A 15,346-nucleotide genomic window follows, 5' to 3' on the forward strand; every position below is an offset into this window, starting at 1 on the left:
AGCATTCCCTTCTTTCTATAAAAGCATCGTAACCGGCTCTTCTAAAAACTGTTTGACCGATTGTAAAAACGCTGCAGCCGGGGCTCCATCAAGGACACGGTGGTCAAATGTCAGACTGAGAGGCAGGATGCTTCTTTTGTCTAATTCTTCACCCTTAAATACTGGAGTTTCATAGACAGCGCCAACCCCAAGAATCCCTGATTCCGGCGGATTTAAGATGGGGGTGAAATGTTCCACACCGTAAGAGCCAAGATTACTGATCGTAAATGTAGATCCCTGCATCTCTTCGTTGCTTAGCTGCCCAACTCTTGCCTTCTGTGCCAAAGTTTTAATGCTCCTGGACAATTCAACGAGCGAACACTTTTCAGAATGCCGAATAACTGGAACAACTAAGCCCTTATCAACGGCAACTGCCATTCCAAGATGCACGTGCTGGAAAAAATGAATAGTTTCATTGATATAGGCACTATTCATTTGCGGATGCTGCTGAAGCGAAAGGACCACCGCACGTGCAATAAAGTCAGTCATCGTAAGTTTATTCTCATAACGATTTTGAACCGTTTTGGCTGTTTGCTTTTGCAGAGCGATTAATTCTGTCACATCCACCTTCATGTTCATCGTCAGCTGTGCTGTCTGCTGCAGGCTATCATGCATTCTGCCCGCAATAACCTTTCGAATTCCAGAAACCTTCATTTCCTTAGCCTGTTCAGCCGGTTCTAAGGCGGTTTTGTCCCTTTCCTTCTCCTCTGCCTTTTGCTCACGTGATTGTTTCAAAGATTCCTGGACATCTTCCTTCGTAATTCTTCCGCCAGGTCCTGTGCCCTGGATTTCACTAATATTGATGCCGCCTGCTTCTGCCATTTTTCTGGCTACTGGAGAAATTTTCACGCGGTCTCCACCGGTTTTCACCTGTTTGCTCATCTCTGGTTTTTCTTTTACTGAAGATTCAGCATCTCCTTTAGGCTCCTGAGTCTGTACAGAGGCATTCACCGGAGCCATTTTTTCACCAGGATTGCCGATATAACAAATAACAGCCCCTGGAGGAACTCCTTCCCCTTCAGGAACGGCAATTTCCAATAATGTTCCCTCTGCAGGGGATTCTACATCAATTTCGATTTTTTCCGAGCTAACACTTGCAATCGGTTCTCCTTTTCCAACCTGATCCCCGACCTGCTTATTCCAAATGGATACCGTACCTTCTTTCATGGCCATTCCCAATTTCGGCATTACAACTTCTACTGACATGGTTATTCCTCCTTTCCACTACACTTCAAGAGGTGTTCCTAATAACTCCGATACCACTTTCACCACTCGTTCTGCTTTCGGCAGATAGATATCCTCCAACGCCGGCGAGAACGGTACTGGAGTATGAGGAGCTGTGATCCGTTTGATTGGTGCATCAAGATGATCAAATCCTTTGTCAGCCACCAGTGCTGCTATATCTGTCGCTATACTGCATCTTGGATTGGCTTCATCTATCACAATGAGTCTGTTTGTCTTTTCTACTGATGAAAGAATCGCTTCTTCATCCAATGGCGACAGGCTCCGCGGATCAACAACTTCTATTTCAATCCCTTTTTGAGAAAGCTGTTCCGCAGCCTCCAGTGCGGTGTGAACCTGCTTCCCGATGGCTACAACCGTCACGTCCGAACCTTCCCTTTTTATATCTGCTTTGCCGATTGGAATCGTATAATAGCCTTCCGGGACATCACCTGTCATGTTATAGAGAGTCTTATCTTCAAAAAAGATGACCGGGTCATTATCCTCGATGGCAGCAAGCAATAATCCCTTTGCTTCATAGGGGGTTGACGGCACAACCACTTTGACCCCCGGAATCGCAGTAAATAGTGCATATAAGCTTTGAGAATGCTGGGCAGCTGCTCTGAATCCGGCGCCATGCATGGTCCGAATCGTCACGGGAACCTGGGCCTTGCCGCCAAACATGTAACGGAATTTTGCTCCCTGATTTAAAACCTCGTCCAAACAGCTTCCAATAAAATCATTAAACATTAATTCGGCAATGGGACGCAGTCCGGTAGATGCCGCAGCCATCGCTGCTCCCATATACCCCGCTTCCGTAATCGGTGTATCTAAAATCCGCTCCCGGCCAAACTCCTGAACAAGACCTTTTGTGACCCCAAGCACACCGCCCCATGCATCCTCATCCTGCAAGTGGTCCACCTGAGCTCCTCCTGCAACATCCTCACCCATTAAAATGACATTCTCATCCTTGCGCATCGCTAGTTTCATAGCCTCATTGATGGCCCCTGACATACTTAACTTTCTTGTCATGAAAGATTCCTCCTTTTATTTAAACTGTCCTGAGACAAAACTTTGCGTTGTATACTCTTAAAACTAATAAGAGACATATACGTCCGTTAATAGCTCGGATGCATTCGGGTATGGACTTTCTTCACTGAACTTTACAGCCTGGTCCACTGCTGCCTCAACAGATTTTTCAATAGCCACAACTTCATTTTCAGCAAGCAGCTGCTCATTCAACAAGTGCTTTCTAAAGAGAAGAATGGCATCTTTTTCTTGCTTATGCTCTGCTTTTTCTTGATCTCCTTTGTAGGTTTGGGCATCTCCCTCAAAGTGGCCATAATTCCGGTATGTCACACATTCAATCAATGTCGGACCTTCCCCGCGTCTTGCCCTTAGAACGGCTTCCTCGGCAGCCTGGTAGACAGCAAGAATATCTTTTCCATCCACCTTGATGCCCGGAATATTGTAGGCAATTGCCCGGTCAACAATGGACTTACAACTCGATGCATACGAAAATGGCGTAGCTTCTGCATATCCATTATTTTCAGCAACAAACACAACCGGAAGCTTCCAGATCGCAGCAAGGTTAATTCCTTCATGAAAAGTTCCATGATTTTGGGCACCATCCCCAAAGAAGCAAACGCTTACATTATCGGTCTTTTTATACTTGGCCGTTAGTGCTGAACCACATGCAAGCGGAAACCCGCCACCTACAATGCCATTGGCTCCAAGCATCCCTTTATCAAAGTCGGCAATATGCATGGAACCACCCTTGCCCTTACATAGACCTGTGACTTTCCCATAAATTTCAGCCATCATTCCATCCAAATCACAGCCTTTAGCAATGCAATGCCCATGTCCGCGATGGGTGCTTGTTATGCTGTCCTTATCATTTAAATGTGCACAAACCCCAACAGCGACAGCTTCCTCACCTGCATATAAATGAACAAATCCCGGCAGGATTCCCTTTGCAAACAACTCATGAACTCTGTCCTCAAAGTTTCGGATTTCAACCATTTTTTGATACATCCACTGTGCTTTTTCCTTTGTTAAAGCTACATCTTTATTGCTTTCCAATGCTTTCATTCTTTCAGCCTCCTTGGAAAAATAGATTTCAGCTAAATTAGTTGCAAGAACCGTGCCAAAAAGAGAATTCAATAATTTCGGCATTTCTGTGAAAAAAACGTTCAAAAAAATAGACAAAACGAGACAGTGTCTCGATTTGTCTATTTTTGTTTCTATTAAATAGATAAGAGCATTTGCAGACGAAAGATGCTTACCTCCTATCCCTCTCCCCCAAATTTATTCCAATTCCCATATACAAAACCGTAATCAGCAGCATTAATGAAATTGGCAGCATAATATCGCTCCAGCCATCACCAAAGAGAGTGACATCCATCATCGATTCGATGAGTGGAAGTGGCCCTATTTCATAGTTCATGACATATTGAAATAGGAGAATAACAACGGCCATTTGAAAAAATCCAATGAAAAACTATACAGTAAATGACCGGTACACATATTTGTTTTACTCACTGGCGATAAATTCAGGCGGTTCCAAACCCCGCTAACACTTTATCCGCATTAATTGTATTTGGCAATTAAAATATTTATGGCAGTATGTTTTTTGAATAGAAATCAAGGCTTTATATACAAGTAATGCATAAAACCTTGTATATAAAGCCTTGTTTAAATTATATACTTATTTAATTAATGCGCCCTTTTGGAATAAACAAGTATACACTAATGCACTATATTCAATTAATTTCCTCCTTCAATAATTATCTTTCCTTTGAAGTAGAAAACATTTCTGGAAGAGTTACAAATCTTGCTCCTTTAGATTGAAGTTGAGGAATGATTAGCTCAAGGGCTTCCACAGAACCCTGTAATTTCGCTTCAGATGGCGCAGAATGTTGTAAGATAATACTTCCAGGAAAAGCATTAGCAAATATGTTTACACTAATAGCCTCTGCACTGGTTCCTTTCCAGTCTAATGTATCTATACTCCATTGAATGATCATGAATCTTTGCTCAGTAGCCCATTTCAACTTCTCTTCATTGATAGAGCCATAAGGTGGACGGATAAATTTTGGAAAATACCCAGTTAACTTTTGAATCATTTCCCCTGTTTTTAGAATTTGATCATGATATTCTTCATTGCTTACCTTTACGAAATTGGGATGATCGTAAGAATGATTCCCCACTACATGCCCCTCTGCTGCCATTCTTTTTACAACATCAGGATACTTCTCAACATTTTCACCTAATAAGAAAAAAGTAGCTTTTACACCATATTTCTTTAATTTATCTAATATGAGAGGAGTATGCACAAAATCTGGGCCATCATCAAATGTGAGAGCAACTTCAGCTTTATTATACGGACCTGAAAATGCATAGGCATACTTCTCTACCCATGAAAAGGGTGTCCATGAACCTCTCACATCCTCATTTAAGTACTGAGTTGGGATGAAGTTTCTAGGGAAAAAAGGTATTTGGTTCGTTTGAATGGGATGATGGAATGTATTCCAACCTTGTGGGTAATATGGTGCAGGGATTCTATACTGTGGATAATAATAAGGATATCCTTTAAAAGGGACTGGCATTCGTGGTCTATCTTGGGGATTAAAGTAATTCATCATTGAAATACCTCCTAAGGAGTCTACACATACTTCCGATGCATATTCTTTCCCACATACGTAAACAACACTTTCTTATTCTCAATCACCGTTTCCAAGTTTACTGAAAGGCCCCTCAATAATTTATATGTCTAGAAATCTATAATAAACTAATCAACAGACGTGATAAAAAAGTTTGATCATTTTCTACCTATGTTGTTCTTCCACAATCTGGCCCTAAAATGAAAATGAGCGCTTTTTCTTGTTCCAGAATTACGCCCGATAAGGAATAAGCTTAAGGTTCTAACAACCCCTTCGTTTTTCCATTTATTTATAAATCAATTGTATCTAATTGTTCTCCGGTATTTATATTTAATAACTCAATTTCTCCTTCATTAAGAATCGTATCACCTTTATAATACCAAAGGTACAAACCCTCTAATTCGTATTCCCTTACATTACTCGGAGGCAGCATTACTAAATTTAAAATAACAGCATTATTCTCATTCACTTTAATAAGGCGATCATCACCATTTCTAATTAAACCATAAATTAGATTTTCACCGTGTACTTGATAACCACTCAGATGTTCATAACCACCATTTTTATACATAGGACTCGAAGTAAGAATTTCAGCCTTCCACCCCAAAGAACCTTTTCGAACAAAAGTAGCTCCTAAATTATTCTTTTCATTAATAAAGAAGAAAAGAGCTTCATCATTTATTTTATAGGCTGGAATTAACAACAAATTTTTATCAATTGCACTTAGGGCTTCTTGAGGTTCTGAATAAGAATCCGATTTCTCAGGTATAAACCAGAAGAAGAATATTGATATTAAAATGCCAATTATTATAATCACTGAAATTATTGATTTTTTGCTTTTTCAATTAATCTACATACCCCCCACTACCATTATTATACATTATTCCTTTAGGTTGAATTAGAAAATTACATTTTTCACTCCACAATTTGGCCCTTTTCATGCAAAATAAGCGCAAATTCTTATTCCAGAAATGCGCCCTAAAAGGAAAAAGCACTACCCTTACTAAAAGATAGGCCCTTTAATTGAATAACACAAGAGTTTCTATTAGCTGGTATTGTTGAATAACATATATAGATTTTATGTATATTTTTTAATTGCCTATTTATTCATGTTCTTCAACCGGCTTCGCATTCAATTGCATCAAGAATGGTATTTTTCAGTTCTTCTCAGGAACATTGGGTTTATACAAGAAGCGCTATGGATGGCAGCATTCAAGATTTAGTGAGAAAAAGAGTCTACTTTTAAATTGATAGATTCGTGTTTGCTTTTATTTGTGCACCCATGTGGATGATATTTGCGTTCGTGGGTCTGGAATTTGCGAAAACCATTCAGTTATTTGCGTTCACACCAAGGTTATTTGCGAAACCACAAAAACTGGGCCTGACTTCCATTTACAACTAAGCTAATAGAAGTCAGGCCTAAAATCATGCATAAAATGTTTCCCGCAACCATCATATCACTCTTCTTGCTCCTAACAATGCTCCCCTCCAATAATCATTTAATGAGGTAATCTGCACTTTCTTTCCTTCGCGATAGGTGTGAAGCATTTTATTTTCCCCTAAATAAAGAGCTACATGGCCGATTCTTTCAATGCCGCTCCTAGTCCTTCTTTTTTTCGTTGTAAAGAATAGCAGATCACCTTTTTTAATGCTGTGAAAAGGAATTCTTTCCCCCACCTGAAACTGCTGGCGGGAATTACGTGGAAGAGGTATCCCGTTTTCACTAAAAATATATTGGATAAATGAGCTGCAATCAAAGCTTTTCGTTTGAAAGGATGAAGCATTAAAAACATACGGTTTACCAAGATACTTCAAGCCTGTATTAATTATTTTTTCAGCCGCCATTTTCGAAATTCCTCTTTCGCAGGGTATTACTTTATTTTATGTTTAGATTTTGGGGCAGCTTGGACAAATTTTACATTATTTTGTTTGATTTTTCTCCTTAATTCTGCAGTTTGTTACAGGCATGAAAATGCTTTTAACTCTCTCTCCTCTGCACCAATAAAAAATTCCTAATCTATACTTCTTAATTAAAAAACCTTACAAAATAAATTTTACTACTCTTAGATTTTTAAAAAAGTGAGAAAAAACACACTATAATAAATTACACAGAAAGGTAAGTCATCAAGAAGAAAGTTTTTTCAACTTACAAGCTAACCATATTCCTGCTCCTTTCCATATTAATTGGCGGAATAGCTTACGTCTCATTTTTGGACCAAAGAGCTGTCTTGAAGTCTTTTAGGGATATATTCTTAAATTTATTGTTTATAAATATTGTGCCGCTTATCTTCTTTATCATCGATTGTTGCTCTTTCAGTGTATAAACTCGCGAACCGTCCCCTAATTTCCTAGTTTAGAGAATTCAAAAATTAGTTTGTAAAATGCAATTTTTTCTGTCCCTTCCTGTCAAAGCTCTCCTCAGCTCCCGTGCCCTCTCAAAAACCGCCTCCACCAGCTTCACCATATTATAACAACCCTCTACATCCAACTTCTCATCACTGGTATGCTCATTAAAATAACCAACAGATAAATTAACACTCTGTATCCCCTGCGCAGCCCAGATCCTAGTGTCACTGCTTCCTCCATTTGTGCCACAAGAGACTACAATATCACCCGTGCCGCGGCGATCAAGGACAACAGCAGCATCTACGTCCCAGAGGAAGTATTCATCAACATGCTGAGCTCCTACTAGTCCTATTTCTTCTTCAACGGTTAAAATAAATTTTACAGTCCCGCTGAATCTGCTTTTTTCCAAGTTTTTAGCCATTTGCAGCAATACCGCCACACCTGCACGGTCATCTGCACCAAGAATCCCGGAGCTGCTGGTCCAGATGTTTTTTTCTTTTATTATGATTCTGCCTGGATCGATCGGAAGTACAGTATCCAAATGGGCATTTAATAGAATAGTCGGTCCATTGCCGCCTCGATAGCGTTTTTGAGCCAGGATGTTGCCTTTGCTGTCAAAAGTTAAATGATCTACTAGAGGAGCAAGTATCTTTTCTGCATGCTTGCAGATTTTGCCCTCGTTTCCGCTTTCACCGTTGATGTTAAGAATTTCCTCCAGTTGGTCAAAAAACAGCTGCTTTTCGATTTCCTCCGTTTCTAGTTCCAGGGTGGCTCCATCTATGTTCAAGGCTTTTTCAGCTAATTCTAAAAGCTCCTCTCTGGAATGCGGCAGAATTAAGCGCTGGTTTCTGACTCTGACTTTTTTATCAGAAATGATGCTGAAAAGTTTTGCCGCTTTATCCATAGAAACACCAGGGCGAAATATGATGGAAGCATATCTTTTTCCATGGCCGTCACAGCTTCCCATAGTAAACAATTCTAGACGATTTAATTGACGGACCAAGCCGCTGATATATAGATCCAATTCCCTGATCTTCGGCTCTTCTTTTTCAGCATGGAACCAAAGCCCTTCTCCATATCCTCTGTGAGGAAAATCAGCTGCAGCTAGCCACTCTTTTTCAGTAACAGGCTCAGAGTGAATAGTAAGAAAAAAATGCTGACGTGTGAAGTTTGCACCTGCTTTTTGAAGGCACTCAATTAAAAACTCTATATTTTCTTCGGTTTCATTAAAGAGATCAAACTCATTTTTCGAGTACTCCCTCGGTTGTGTCGCTTTCATATTATTCTTGGGTGTCATCGATGATGATACTATTCATTCTCCATTTTCATCGTTTTTTAACTTCCGTGACTGGTTAGTCAGTTCCTATGCTTTAAAACCCTTTTGACTTACATACTCTTCATGTGTATAAGCCAGTAAGCACGCTGATGTTAGTGTAAAAAAAGCATTATCCATAATATGGATTTTAGTTATATCACTCCCCTAAGTGGTTTATTAGTAGGGATTTTCCATATTTCTTCACTTATTCCTGTTAAAAAATGCATAAAGGTGCCAGGCACCATCCATTTTGCGGATGGTGCCTGGCACCTTTAAATGCACCTTAAAAACCATATTGCTCATACGATTCATGGGCTGGCATGCCTTCGCTAATATACAACTTCTTTTCTGATAAATTCATGATAATCGAAAAAACAGTTTCGATATGTCGATGGGAAGGGACTTGATGATTGGTATAATGATTGATAGAATTGGGAGCATTGAACGTATCACTCAACCACAATTTAAATGTTTCTTCATTAATTTCTAAATCATTTTTAACCGCGTACTTGATGAGTTGTTCTGCTCTTCTTTTGCGAATTTCGGAATCACTATATCTTAAATTATTCCCTTCTCCAACATTCATTTGAATTTCAGGGGAACAGATGTGGTTGGTGTGCACGCCATATTCCGTTTCATTATTTGTAATCGCAATGCCAAATGGAGACACTTCGACATGAAAAGCTAACCCTTTATTTTCTCCTTCACTATAACCAATCATAAAATTAGCAGCCGAAGCCATTTGTCCTTCTTGAATTTTCCCCATTGCTTCGTGTAGCGAACGAGAATCAAGAATCGAGCGAAGCCCTAAATGAATCGGAACCCCATCGCTTTTTTTCTTAGAATGAAGGGCATTTAATCCGACGCCAATCGAATGATCATTGCAGCCAATTTTCCCAATTATCCCACCTTCCGTCACCATGAAGATGTTGGGCAAGTCCTCCCTTTCTATCTTAAGCAACAACAAGCTATCTTTTTGGGCGGCTTTCCAGTCCCAATTTTGACCGATGATCGTATCCGCTGTTAAAGGACTACAAGTAAAAATACTTGTGCATCCATCGGTGAACGAGGAATGTGCATCCCCTGTAAGGGCGATTTCACTTCTAGCATTGAGAGCAAGAATATCTTCAAATTCCATCGATGCCCCTTCTGCTACTCCTTGAATTTCTTCAAGTAAACTTTCATCAAATTTTTCAATGGCTTGAATGTGGATTTTTGCCCGTTCCTTCACTTCGCTCCAACGAATACCTTGGTAGTCATAAAATAGTTTTTCATACGTTTCCATACTCCTAAGGATTTCTTCTTTCCCTAGTTGACCATGTTGTTTACCAATCTCATACGCGGAACCTGACAGAGTCAATCTCTTCATTTATAAACTCCTTTGTTCACATACTTCGTTTCTATTACATATTTTCCTAAAATGTGCTATAGCGGTTGTTGAGTTTCAACTCGCTTCTGCTCTTTCACAAAAGAAGCGACTTCTTGGCCTGTAGCAAACTCTATATTCGGATAGCTTTTGATATACTGAATAAATTGATCAAGCATATCAATTCGCGATGGACGGCCGATGATTTGCGGATGACAAACTAAATTAAACAACTGTCCACGTTTATAAATGGCATGAAATTCCTCTTTCCAAACGTTCATCACATGTTGTGCTGGAAAGATAGGCCTTGCCGGCCCTGTTACACTAAATAAAAAGAAGGGCGCATCATCAAGCATCCAATGGACAGGAATTTCAATTAAATCCGTCTGCTTCTCTTGCTTGACAACACGATACGGGTCAATTGCATCCATCATATTGCTTGAATAGAGAAAATCATGTTCAATTAATAGGTCTAACATATGCTCACTTGTTTCCCATGCTGGCGAGCGAAAACCGACTGGTTTATGTCCAACCACTTTCTCTAAGGCGGTTAATCCTTTAATAAAAATTTCCCTTTCTTTTTCTGAATCCTCCGGATCAACCCATTCATGTAAATATCCATGGTGACCTACTTCATGCCCCTCCGCAAGAATTTGTTCAACGAGAGATTGATATTTTTCAGCTACCCAGCCTGGGATAAAAAACGTCGATTTTATTTCATGTTTTCGAAGGAGTTCCAAAATACTCGGAACCCCTACATTTGCACCAAATACACCTTGTGATAATGTACCTGGTTTTTTAAGGTTGTCTTTATTTCTAGAAATCCATAATGTTTCGGCATCGAAATCAAACGTGAGCATTACCGGTGTTTGTATTCTTTTGTTCCAAATCAACGTCATCATTCCTTGTTTATAAATTCAGAGCGAATAGCCGAGGTCATAAACGCCTGGTAAGGTTACTTCTTGATTCAGTTGGAGTGCCGCTTCTTTAGCCCAGTATGGTTCACGTAGAAGCCCGCGACCAACGGCCACAATGTCCGCCCTGCCTTCTCGGATTATCGACTCAGCCACATAAGGACTTTCTAACCGGCCAACTGTAATAACGGGTACCTTAAACCTTTCTTTTATTGCCTGAGCAAATTGTGTTTGATAGGCCGGATAGACATCAGGCCTTACGGGATCATTTCCGCCTGTGCTGACATCAAATAGGTCCACACCCGCTTCAATAAAATGAGGAATCAACTTCAGCATATGGTTAAAGTTGTAACCATTTTCTCCATACTCAACTGCTGAAATTCTTAGGATTAAGGGCATGTCAGCTGGAATATTAGAACGAATTTCCCTAATAACTTCGACGGGAAACACTTGGTATTCCCCGTATTGATCGTCTCGATGATTCGAGGCTGGTGACATAAATTGATGCAATAAGTATCCATGAGCCCCATGAATCTCGATCGCATCAAAACCTGCTTCAACAGCTAAGGTGGCAGATTGACCAAACTTTTTACAAATCTCTTTTATCTCATCAGTAGTTAATTCCCTTGGTACTGGAGATTCGTTTGAAAACGGCTGCTCTCCAGGACCAACAATATCGCTTCCTTCAATCACTGATTTTCGGCCAGCATGGGCGATTTGGATGCCTATCTTCGAACCATACTTATGACATTCATCCACAATTCGTTTGAAGTGAGGGACTTGATCTTCAGAGTGAAGAGTAAGACATTGATCGGTTATTCTCCCTCGTAATTCCACATTCGTCATTTCTAAAAATATGAGCCCTGTGCCACCAATTGCTCGACTCACATAATGAACAAAATGCCAATCTGTTGGAGTCCCATCCTTGTTTTCAGCCTGATATTGACACATTGATGACATCATAATGCGATTTTTAAGCTGAAGTCCTTTATGAGTAAATGAACTGAATAATCCGGCCATTTCCTTCCACCTCCATCGGATTAAGTTAAGGGTTGAGCTTTAGAAAATCCCTATCATTGATAAAAGCATGAAGTATACCACTGTCACAACAATGAACCCACCAATCAAAATGACATAATCTTGTTTCTCAGGAGCAGCTTCCTCAGTGGCAAAACCTTTGTCTTTTAATAATTTATAGCCCTCTTTTTCACCTTTAGTTTGTTTTGTTAGTAAGGAGAGGATAATGAGTCCTCCAAATCCAATTGGAAAACTATAGACCGTAGGGAATGGCGCAAACCAACCCCAAAGATTGTTGGTGATGATCATAAACGCACCAACAGGAACACTTAACCAAATCATAATATTTACCGCTTTAATGGTGAGACGCTCCCAATATAATGAAAGGATTAAGGTTGGGAAGAGCCCAAGCGATGCGATAATCCCCGCTAACGACCCAGCAATAATTAATAAATAGTTTTGTCGGAAAGCCATTACTCCAACTAAAATTAAGACAATTACGCTGATGACGGTTGTATATTTCTTCTTGGCGTCATCTGACATGTCCGGTTTTAGCGCATAGCGAAACAAATCGACAATCCCTTGTGCAATTGATAATGCTTGCGTGTTTGCCGTTGTGAATGCGGCTGACATCGCAGCACCGATAATGAGGACACCGACAATCCAAGGCCATACATGGACCGAAGCGTAGGCGGAAATGCTATCTGGATGCATTGAACCTGGTTCAATAACAGCCATTAACATACCAGCAGAAATAAAGATTAAAATCGATAAGACAACGGTAATGGTATAAGAAATAAATGATCCTTTTAAGACACTTTTTGGTTTATCTACAATAAGGGAACGGTTAATGATGTGAGGCGAACCCCCAACAATCGCTAGCCATGCTAAGGCATAACCAACGAAACTTGCCATTCCTAAACCAGAAGAACCCGTTGCTGACCAGCCATCAAAGGATGAAATCGCTGCAATCCCCGCATCTACTCCTCCGACAGCGGAGATGGTTGCCGGCAGAATGATAATCGCAATAAGGATAAATAACACCGTCGCAAACGTATCCGTGATAACGACGGACCACATCCCTGACAAGCCAAGAGTAAATGCAACAATAATAACCATAATTGTCACTGCTAATGGTAGCGGGATATCAAAAATGGTTTGAAGGATTAATCCGCCACCTTGGATTTGTACTAATAAATAAAAATAGAGAATTCCTGCTAACGTTAAACCAAGTCCTGCAAACATCCATTTTCCATTGTTTCCAAATCTCACTTTATAGTATTCTGAGATACTCGTAACCCCAAGTTTTCTCATTCGTAATCCGATTAATGTGACAGCGATGATCCATCCAAAGGTAAAACTACTTGTATAAAAGAGGAGGAATGGCATTGGCCCCCAGTTCCACGCCGAACCTACACCACCGATAAACGTCGATAGACTGACATAACTGGCTGTCAATGTACCAGTAAACATCCACCATTTCGCTTTTCTACCCATAATCCAATAATCTTCCGCCGTTTTAACATATTTCTTCACAGCGATACTAATAAGGATGAATGCGACCAATACTAAAACAATTCCCCAGGCAAGATGCATAAATTATATCCCCCTTTTAAGGGCCATGTAATACAATAAGCCAAAGATAAATGTAAACCCTAAAAAGTAAGCTAAAATGATAACTTCATGGATTCCCGCGGAATCCTTAGGTGATGCAATAAACGCTAACGACGCTAGAAATCCCCAGACCAATACGACCCAGCCCACCCAAACGACAATGTCAAAAATATGACTGCTCTTTTTCGTTGGGTTTGTTCCATTCTTGTCTTGATTCATTCAATTGCCCCCTTTTTGATTAGTAAACTATTTTGAACACCTAGGAATCTAGGAGTGTACAAACCTTTTCCTTTCACCTTGCTTGTTTATTTGAATTTGGCAGGCCATAATGACCAGATGATAGACCGCCATCAATCGGAATGATTTGTCCAGTCATGTACGTATTTAGCGAGGAAGTGATCATTTCAATTGCACAACTGACTTCTGTAGGTTTTGCCGGACGCGCAAAAGGAATTCTTTTGCTGAATGTCTCCACATAGCTTGAATCCAACAACTCACTCTCAACCAGTCCTGGCGCAATACTATTCACTTGGATCCCATGCTCTGCTAATTCAAATGCGAGCACTTTTGTTAACATCACTAAGCCTGCTTTGGAAGCACAATAATGTCCTGACCCAATACGAGCAGATTGATAGCTCCCAGAGGAAATCGTAACAATATGACCCCCACCACTTTGAGCGATCATCCTTTGAGCCACGTTCCGACAAGTAAGAAACGCGCCTTTCAGATTAATGTCGAGTACACGATCCCAGTCTTCTTCTTCCATATCAATGATTCGCCGATCAGGGAACACACCTGCACTATAGACTAAGATGTCAATTCCATCCCATTCTTCAACCATTATGCCTAGTGCCCTAGCAATCTCATCGGCCCGACGGACATCCCCCTCAATTGTGAGAAGATACTTCTGATACTGATTTTCCAGATTGGTTAACCCCGCTTGATTAATATCAAAGACAGCGACTTTTGCACCTTTTGATAGAAAATGGTTGACCGTGGCTAAACCGATTCCAGAAGCACCGCCAGTGATTAACACTCTTTTTCCTTCAAAATCACTCAAGTGTTTCGCCACCTCTTTCATTTACTGAGTCACATACCCACCGTCAATCACCAGTTCGGTTCCTGTCACGAATTTGGATTCATCTGAAGCAAGGTAAACAGCACCATAAGCAATATCATTTGGTTCGCCGAATTCAGGCCACGGCGTAAGGGATTTAAATAGAGCAAGGACTTCTGGCTTTTCTAACTTTGCTTTTGTCATTGGTGTACGGATCATCCCTGGGTGAATTGTATTGACACGCACATAATTTTTTGCAAATTCAACAGCGGCTGTTTTTGTTAAACCCATCATCCCACTCTTCGCAGCAGTATAAGCCGCATTTTTTCCCGACCCAATAATGGCAAAAATAGATGATGTGTTGATGATTGAGCCTCCACCCGATTCAATCATTTTGGGCATAAGTTCATACATACCTAAATACACACTCGTTAAATTGGTTTGGATAATTTGAGTCCATCTCTGATAATCTGTTTCTAATAATCCTTCATTGCCGCTGATTCCAGCATTATTCACTAATACGTTGACTCTACTGAATTCAGAATCAATTTTATCGAGAATTTGCTCCCAACTTTGTTTACTAGAAACATCAGCTTCCGCTACCTCTATTTTTTGACCAAATGGTGCTAGCTCGCTTTTCAATTCCTCTAAACGCTGTTGATCTAGGTCAACTAATAAAAGTTGTGCCCCTTCTTTTACAAATTTTTCTGAGATGGCTTTTCCAATCCCCCCTGTCGCACCTGTCACTACCGCAACCTTGTCAGCTAGACGCATTGTTCATCCCCCCTTAGTCAT

At 40.3% G+C, this 15,346-nt stretch carries 15 protein-coding genes; all 15 read right to left on the minus strand.

Features of this window, described 5'->3' with window-relative positions:
• Nucleotides 1-15 precede the first annotated feature (15 nt).
• Nucleotides 16-1,245, minus strand: a complete 1,230-nt coding sequence (locus IQ19_RS01810; protein WP_144539304.1) for a dihydrolipoamide acetyltransferase family protein — start codon at nt 1,243-1,245, stop codon at nt 16-18.
• An 18-nt stretch (nt 1,246-1,263) separates the two neighbouring features.
• A complete protein-coding gene (locus tag IQ19_RS01815) occupies nt 1,264-2,292 on the minus strand; it encodes an alpha-ketoacid dehydrogenase subunit beta (protein WP_144539306.1) in 1,029 nt (342 codons plus the stop codon).
• 63 nt (nt 2,293-2,355) lie between these two features.
• Nucleotides 2,356-3,351, minus strand: a complete 996-nt coding sequence (locus IQ19_RS01820; protein WP_144539308.1) for a thiamine pyrophosphate-dependent dehydrogenase E1 component subunit alpha — start codon at nt 3,349-3,351, stop codon at nt 2,356-2,358.
• A 190-nt stretch (nt 3,352-3,541) separates the two neighbouring features.
• Nucleotides 3,542-3,739 carry a hypothetical protein gene (locus IQ19_RS01825; RefSeq protein WP_242020858.1) on the minus strand — a complete coding sequence of 66 codons (198 nt, stop codon included), beginning with the start codon at nt 3,737-3,739 and terminating at the stop codon, nt 3,542-3,544.
• 307 nt (nt 3,740-4,046) lie between these two features.
• The gene (locus IQ19_RS01830; protein WP_242020859.1) at nt 4,047-4,904 is read right to left on the minus strand and encodes a peptidoglycan-N-acetylglucosamine deacetylase; all 858 of its coding nucleotides are present in this window, start codon (nt 4,902-4,904) and stop codon (nt 4,047-4,049) included.
• A 307-nt stretch (nt 4,905-5,211) separates the two neighbouring features.
• Nucleotides 5,212-5,739 carry an aspartyl-tRNA synthetase gene (locus IQ19_RS01840; protein ID WP_242020860.1) on the minus strand — a complete coding sequence of 176 codons (528 nt, stop codon included), beginning with the start codon at nt 5,737-5,739 and terminating at the stop codon, nt 5,212-5,214.
• Between the two features lie 635 nt (nt 5,740-6,374).
• On the minus strand, nt 6,375-6,767 hold the full coding sequence (locus IQ19_RS01845) for a C40 family peptidase (RefSeq protein ID WP_144539312.1): 393 nt from the start codon (nt 6,765-6,767) through the stop codon (nt 6,375-6,377).
• Between the two features lie 517 nt (nt 6,768-7,284).
• Complete coding sequence (locus tag IQ19_RS01855) at nt 7,285-8,547, minus strand: M20/M25/M40 family metallo-hydrolase (RefSeq protein ID WP_242020861.1); 1,263 nt, start codon at nt 8,545-8,547, stop codon at nt 7,285-7,287.
• A 319-nt stretch (nt 8,548-8,866) separates the two neighbouring features.
• Entirely contained in the window at nt 8,867-9,952 is a 1,086-nt protein-coding gene (locus IQ19_RS01860) for a C45 family autoproteolytic acyltransferase/hydrolase (RefSeq protein ID WP_144539316.1), read from the minus strand.
• A gap of 56 nt (nt 9,953-10,008) precedes the next feature.
• Nucleotides 10,009-10,842 carry a polysaccharide deacetylase family protein gene (locus tag IQ19_RS01865; RefSeq protein ID WP_242020862.1) on the minus strand — a complete coding sequence of 278 codons (834 nt, stop codon included), beginning with the start codon at nt 10,840-10,842 and terminating at the stop codon, nt 10,009-10,011.
• 24 nt (nt 10,843-10,866) lie between these two features.
• Nucleotides 10,867-11,883: an NADH:flavin oxidoreductase/NADH oxidase gene (locus IQ19_RS01870; protein ID WP_144539318.1), complete on the minus strand. Its 1,017-nt coding sequence runs from the start codon at nt 11,881-11,883 to the stop codon at nt 10,867-10,869.
• Between the two features lie 39 nt (nt 11,884-11,922).
• Nucleotides 11,923-13,476, minus strand: a complete 1,554-nt coding sequence (locus IQ19_RS01875; RefSeq protein ID WP_144539320.1) for a sodium:solute symporter family protein — start codon at nt 13,474-13,476, stop codon at nt 11,923-11,925.
• A gap of 3 nt (nt 13,477-13,479) precedes the next feature.
• A complete protein-coding gene (locus IQ19_RS01880; RefSeq protein WP_144539322.1) occupies nt 13,480-13,713 on the minus strand; it encodes a hypothetical protein in 234 nt (77 codons plus the stop codon).
• 73 nt (nt 13,714-13,786) lie between these two features.
• Nucleotides 13,787-14,554, minus strand: coding sequence for an SDR family NAD(P)-dependent oxidoreductase (locus IQ19_RS01885; RefSeq protein WP_158638722.1), 768 nt, complete (start codon nt 14,552-14,554; stop codon nt 13,787-13,789).
• 21 nt (nt 14,555-14,575) lie between these two features.
• Entirely contained in the window at nt 14,576-15,325 is a 750-nt protein-coding gene (locus IQ19_RS01890; RefSeq protein WP_144539326.1) for an SDR family NAD(P)-dependent oxidoreductase, read from the minus strand.
• Nucleotides 15,326-15,346 lie beyond the last annotated feature (21 nt).

The sequence above is a fragment of the Cytobacillus oceanisediminis genome, from assembly GCF_007830235.1.
GTDB lineage: Bacteria > Bacillota > Bacilli > Bacillales > Cytobacillaceae > Cytobacillus > Cytobacillus oceanisediminis.

Excerpts from the sequence above, each read along its gene's own strand:
- IQ19_RS01810 (WP_144539304.1), bottom strand. The coding sequence starts at position 1,245 with ATGTCAGTAGAAGTTGTAATGCCGAAATTGGGAATGGCCATGAAAGAA.
- IQ19_RS01815 (WP_144539306.1), bottom strand. The coding sequence starts at position 2,292 with ATGACAAGAAAGTTAAGTATGTCAGGGGCCATCAATGAGGCTATGAAA.
- IQ19_RS01820 (WP_144539308.1), bottom strand. The coding sequence starts at position 3,351 with ATGAAAGCATTGGAAAGCAATAAAGATGTAGCTTTAACAAAGGAAAAA.
- IQ19_RS01825 (WP_242020858.1), bottom strand. The coding sequence starts at position 3,739 with ATGGCCGTTGTTATTCTCCTATTTCAATATGTCATGAACTATGAAATA.
- IQ19_RS01830 (WP_242020859.1), bottom strand. The coding sequence starts at position 4,904 with ATGATGAATTACTTTAATCCCCAAGATAGACCACGAATGCCAGTCCCT.
- IQ19_RS01845 (WP_144539312.1), bottom strand. The coding sequence starts at position 6,767 with ATGGCGGCTGAAAAAATAATTAATACAGGCTTGAAGTATCTTGGTAAA.
- IQ19_RS01855 (WP_242020861.1), bottom strand. The coding sequence starts at position 8,547 with ATGAAAGCGACACAACCGAGGGAGTACTCGAAAAATGAGTTTGATCTC.
- IQ19_RS01860 (WP_144539316.1), bottom strand. The coding sequence starts at position 9,952 with ATGAAGAGATTGACTCTGTCAGGTTCCGCGTATGAGATTGGTAAACAA.
- IQ19_RS01870 (WP_144539318.1), bottom strand. The coding sequence starts at position 11,883 with ATGGCCGGATTATTCAGTTCATTTACTCATAAAGGACTTCAGCTTAAA.
- IQ19_RS01875 (WP_144539320.1), bottom strand. The coding sequence starts at position 13,476 with ATGCATCTTGCCTGGGGAATTGTTTTAGTATTGGTCGCATTCATCCTT.
- IQ19_RS01880 (WP_144539322.1), bottom strand. The coding sequence starts at position 13,713 with ATGAATCAAGACAAGAATGGAACAAACCCAACGAAAAAGAGCAGTCAT.
- IQ19_RS01890 (WP_144539326.1), bottom strand. The coding sequence starts at position 15,325 with ATGCGTCTAGCTGACAAGGTTGCGGTAGTGACAGGTGCGACAGGGGGG.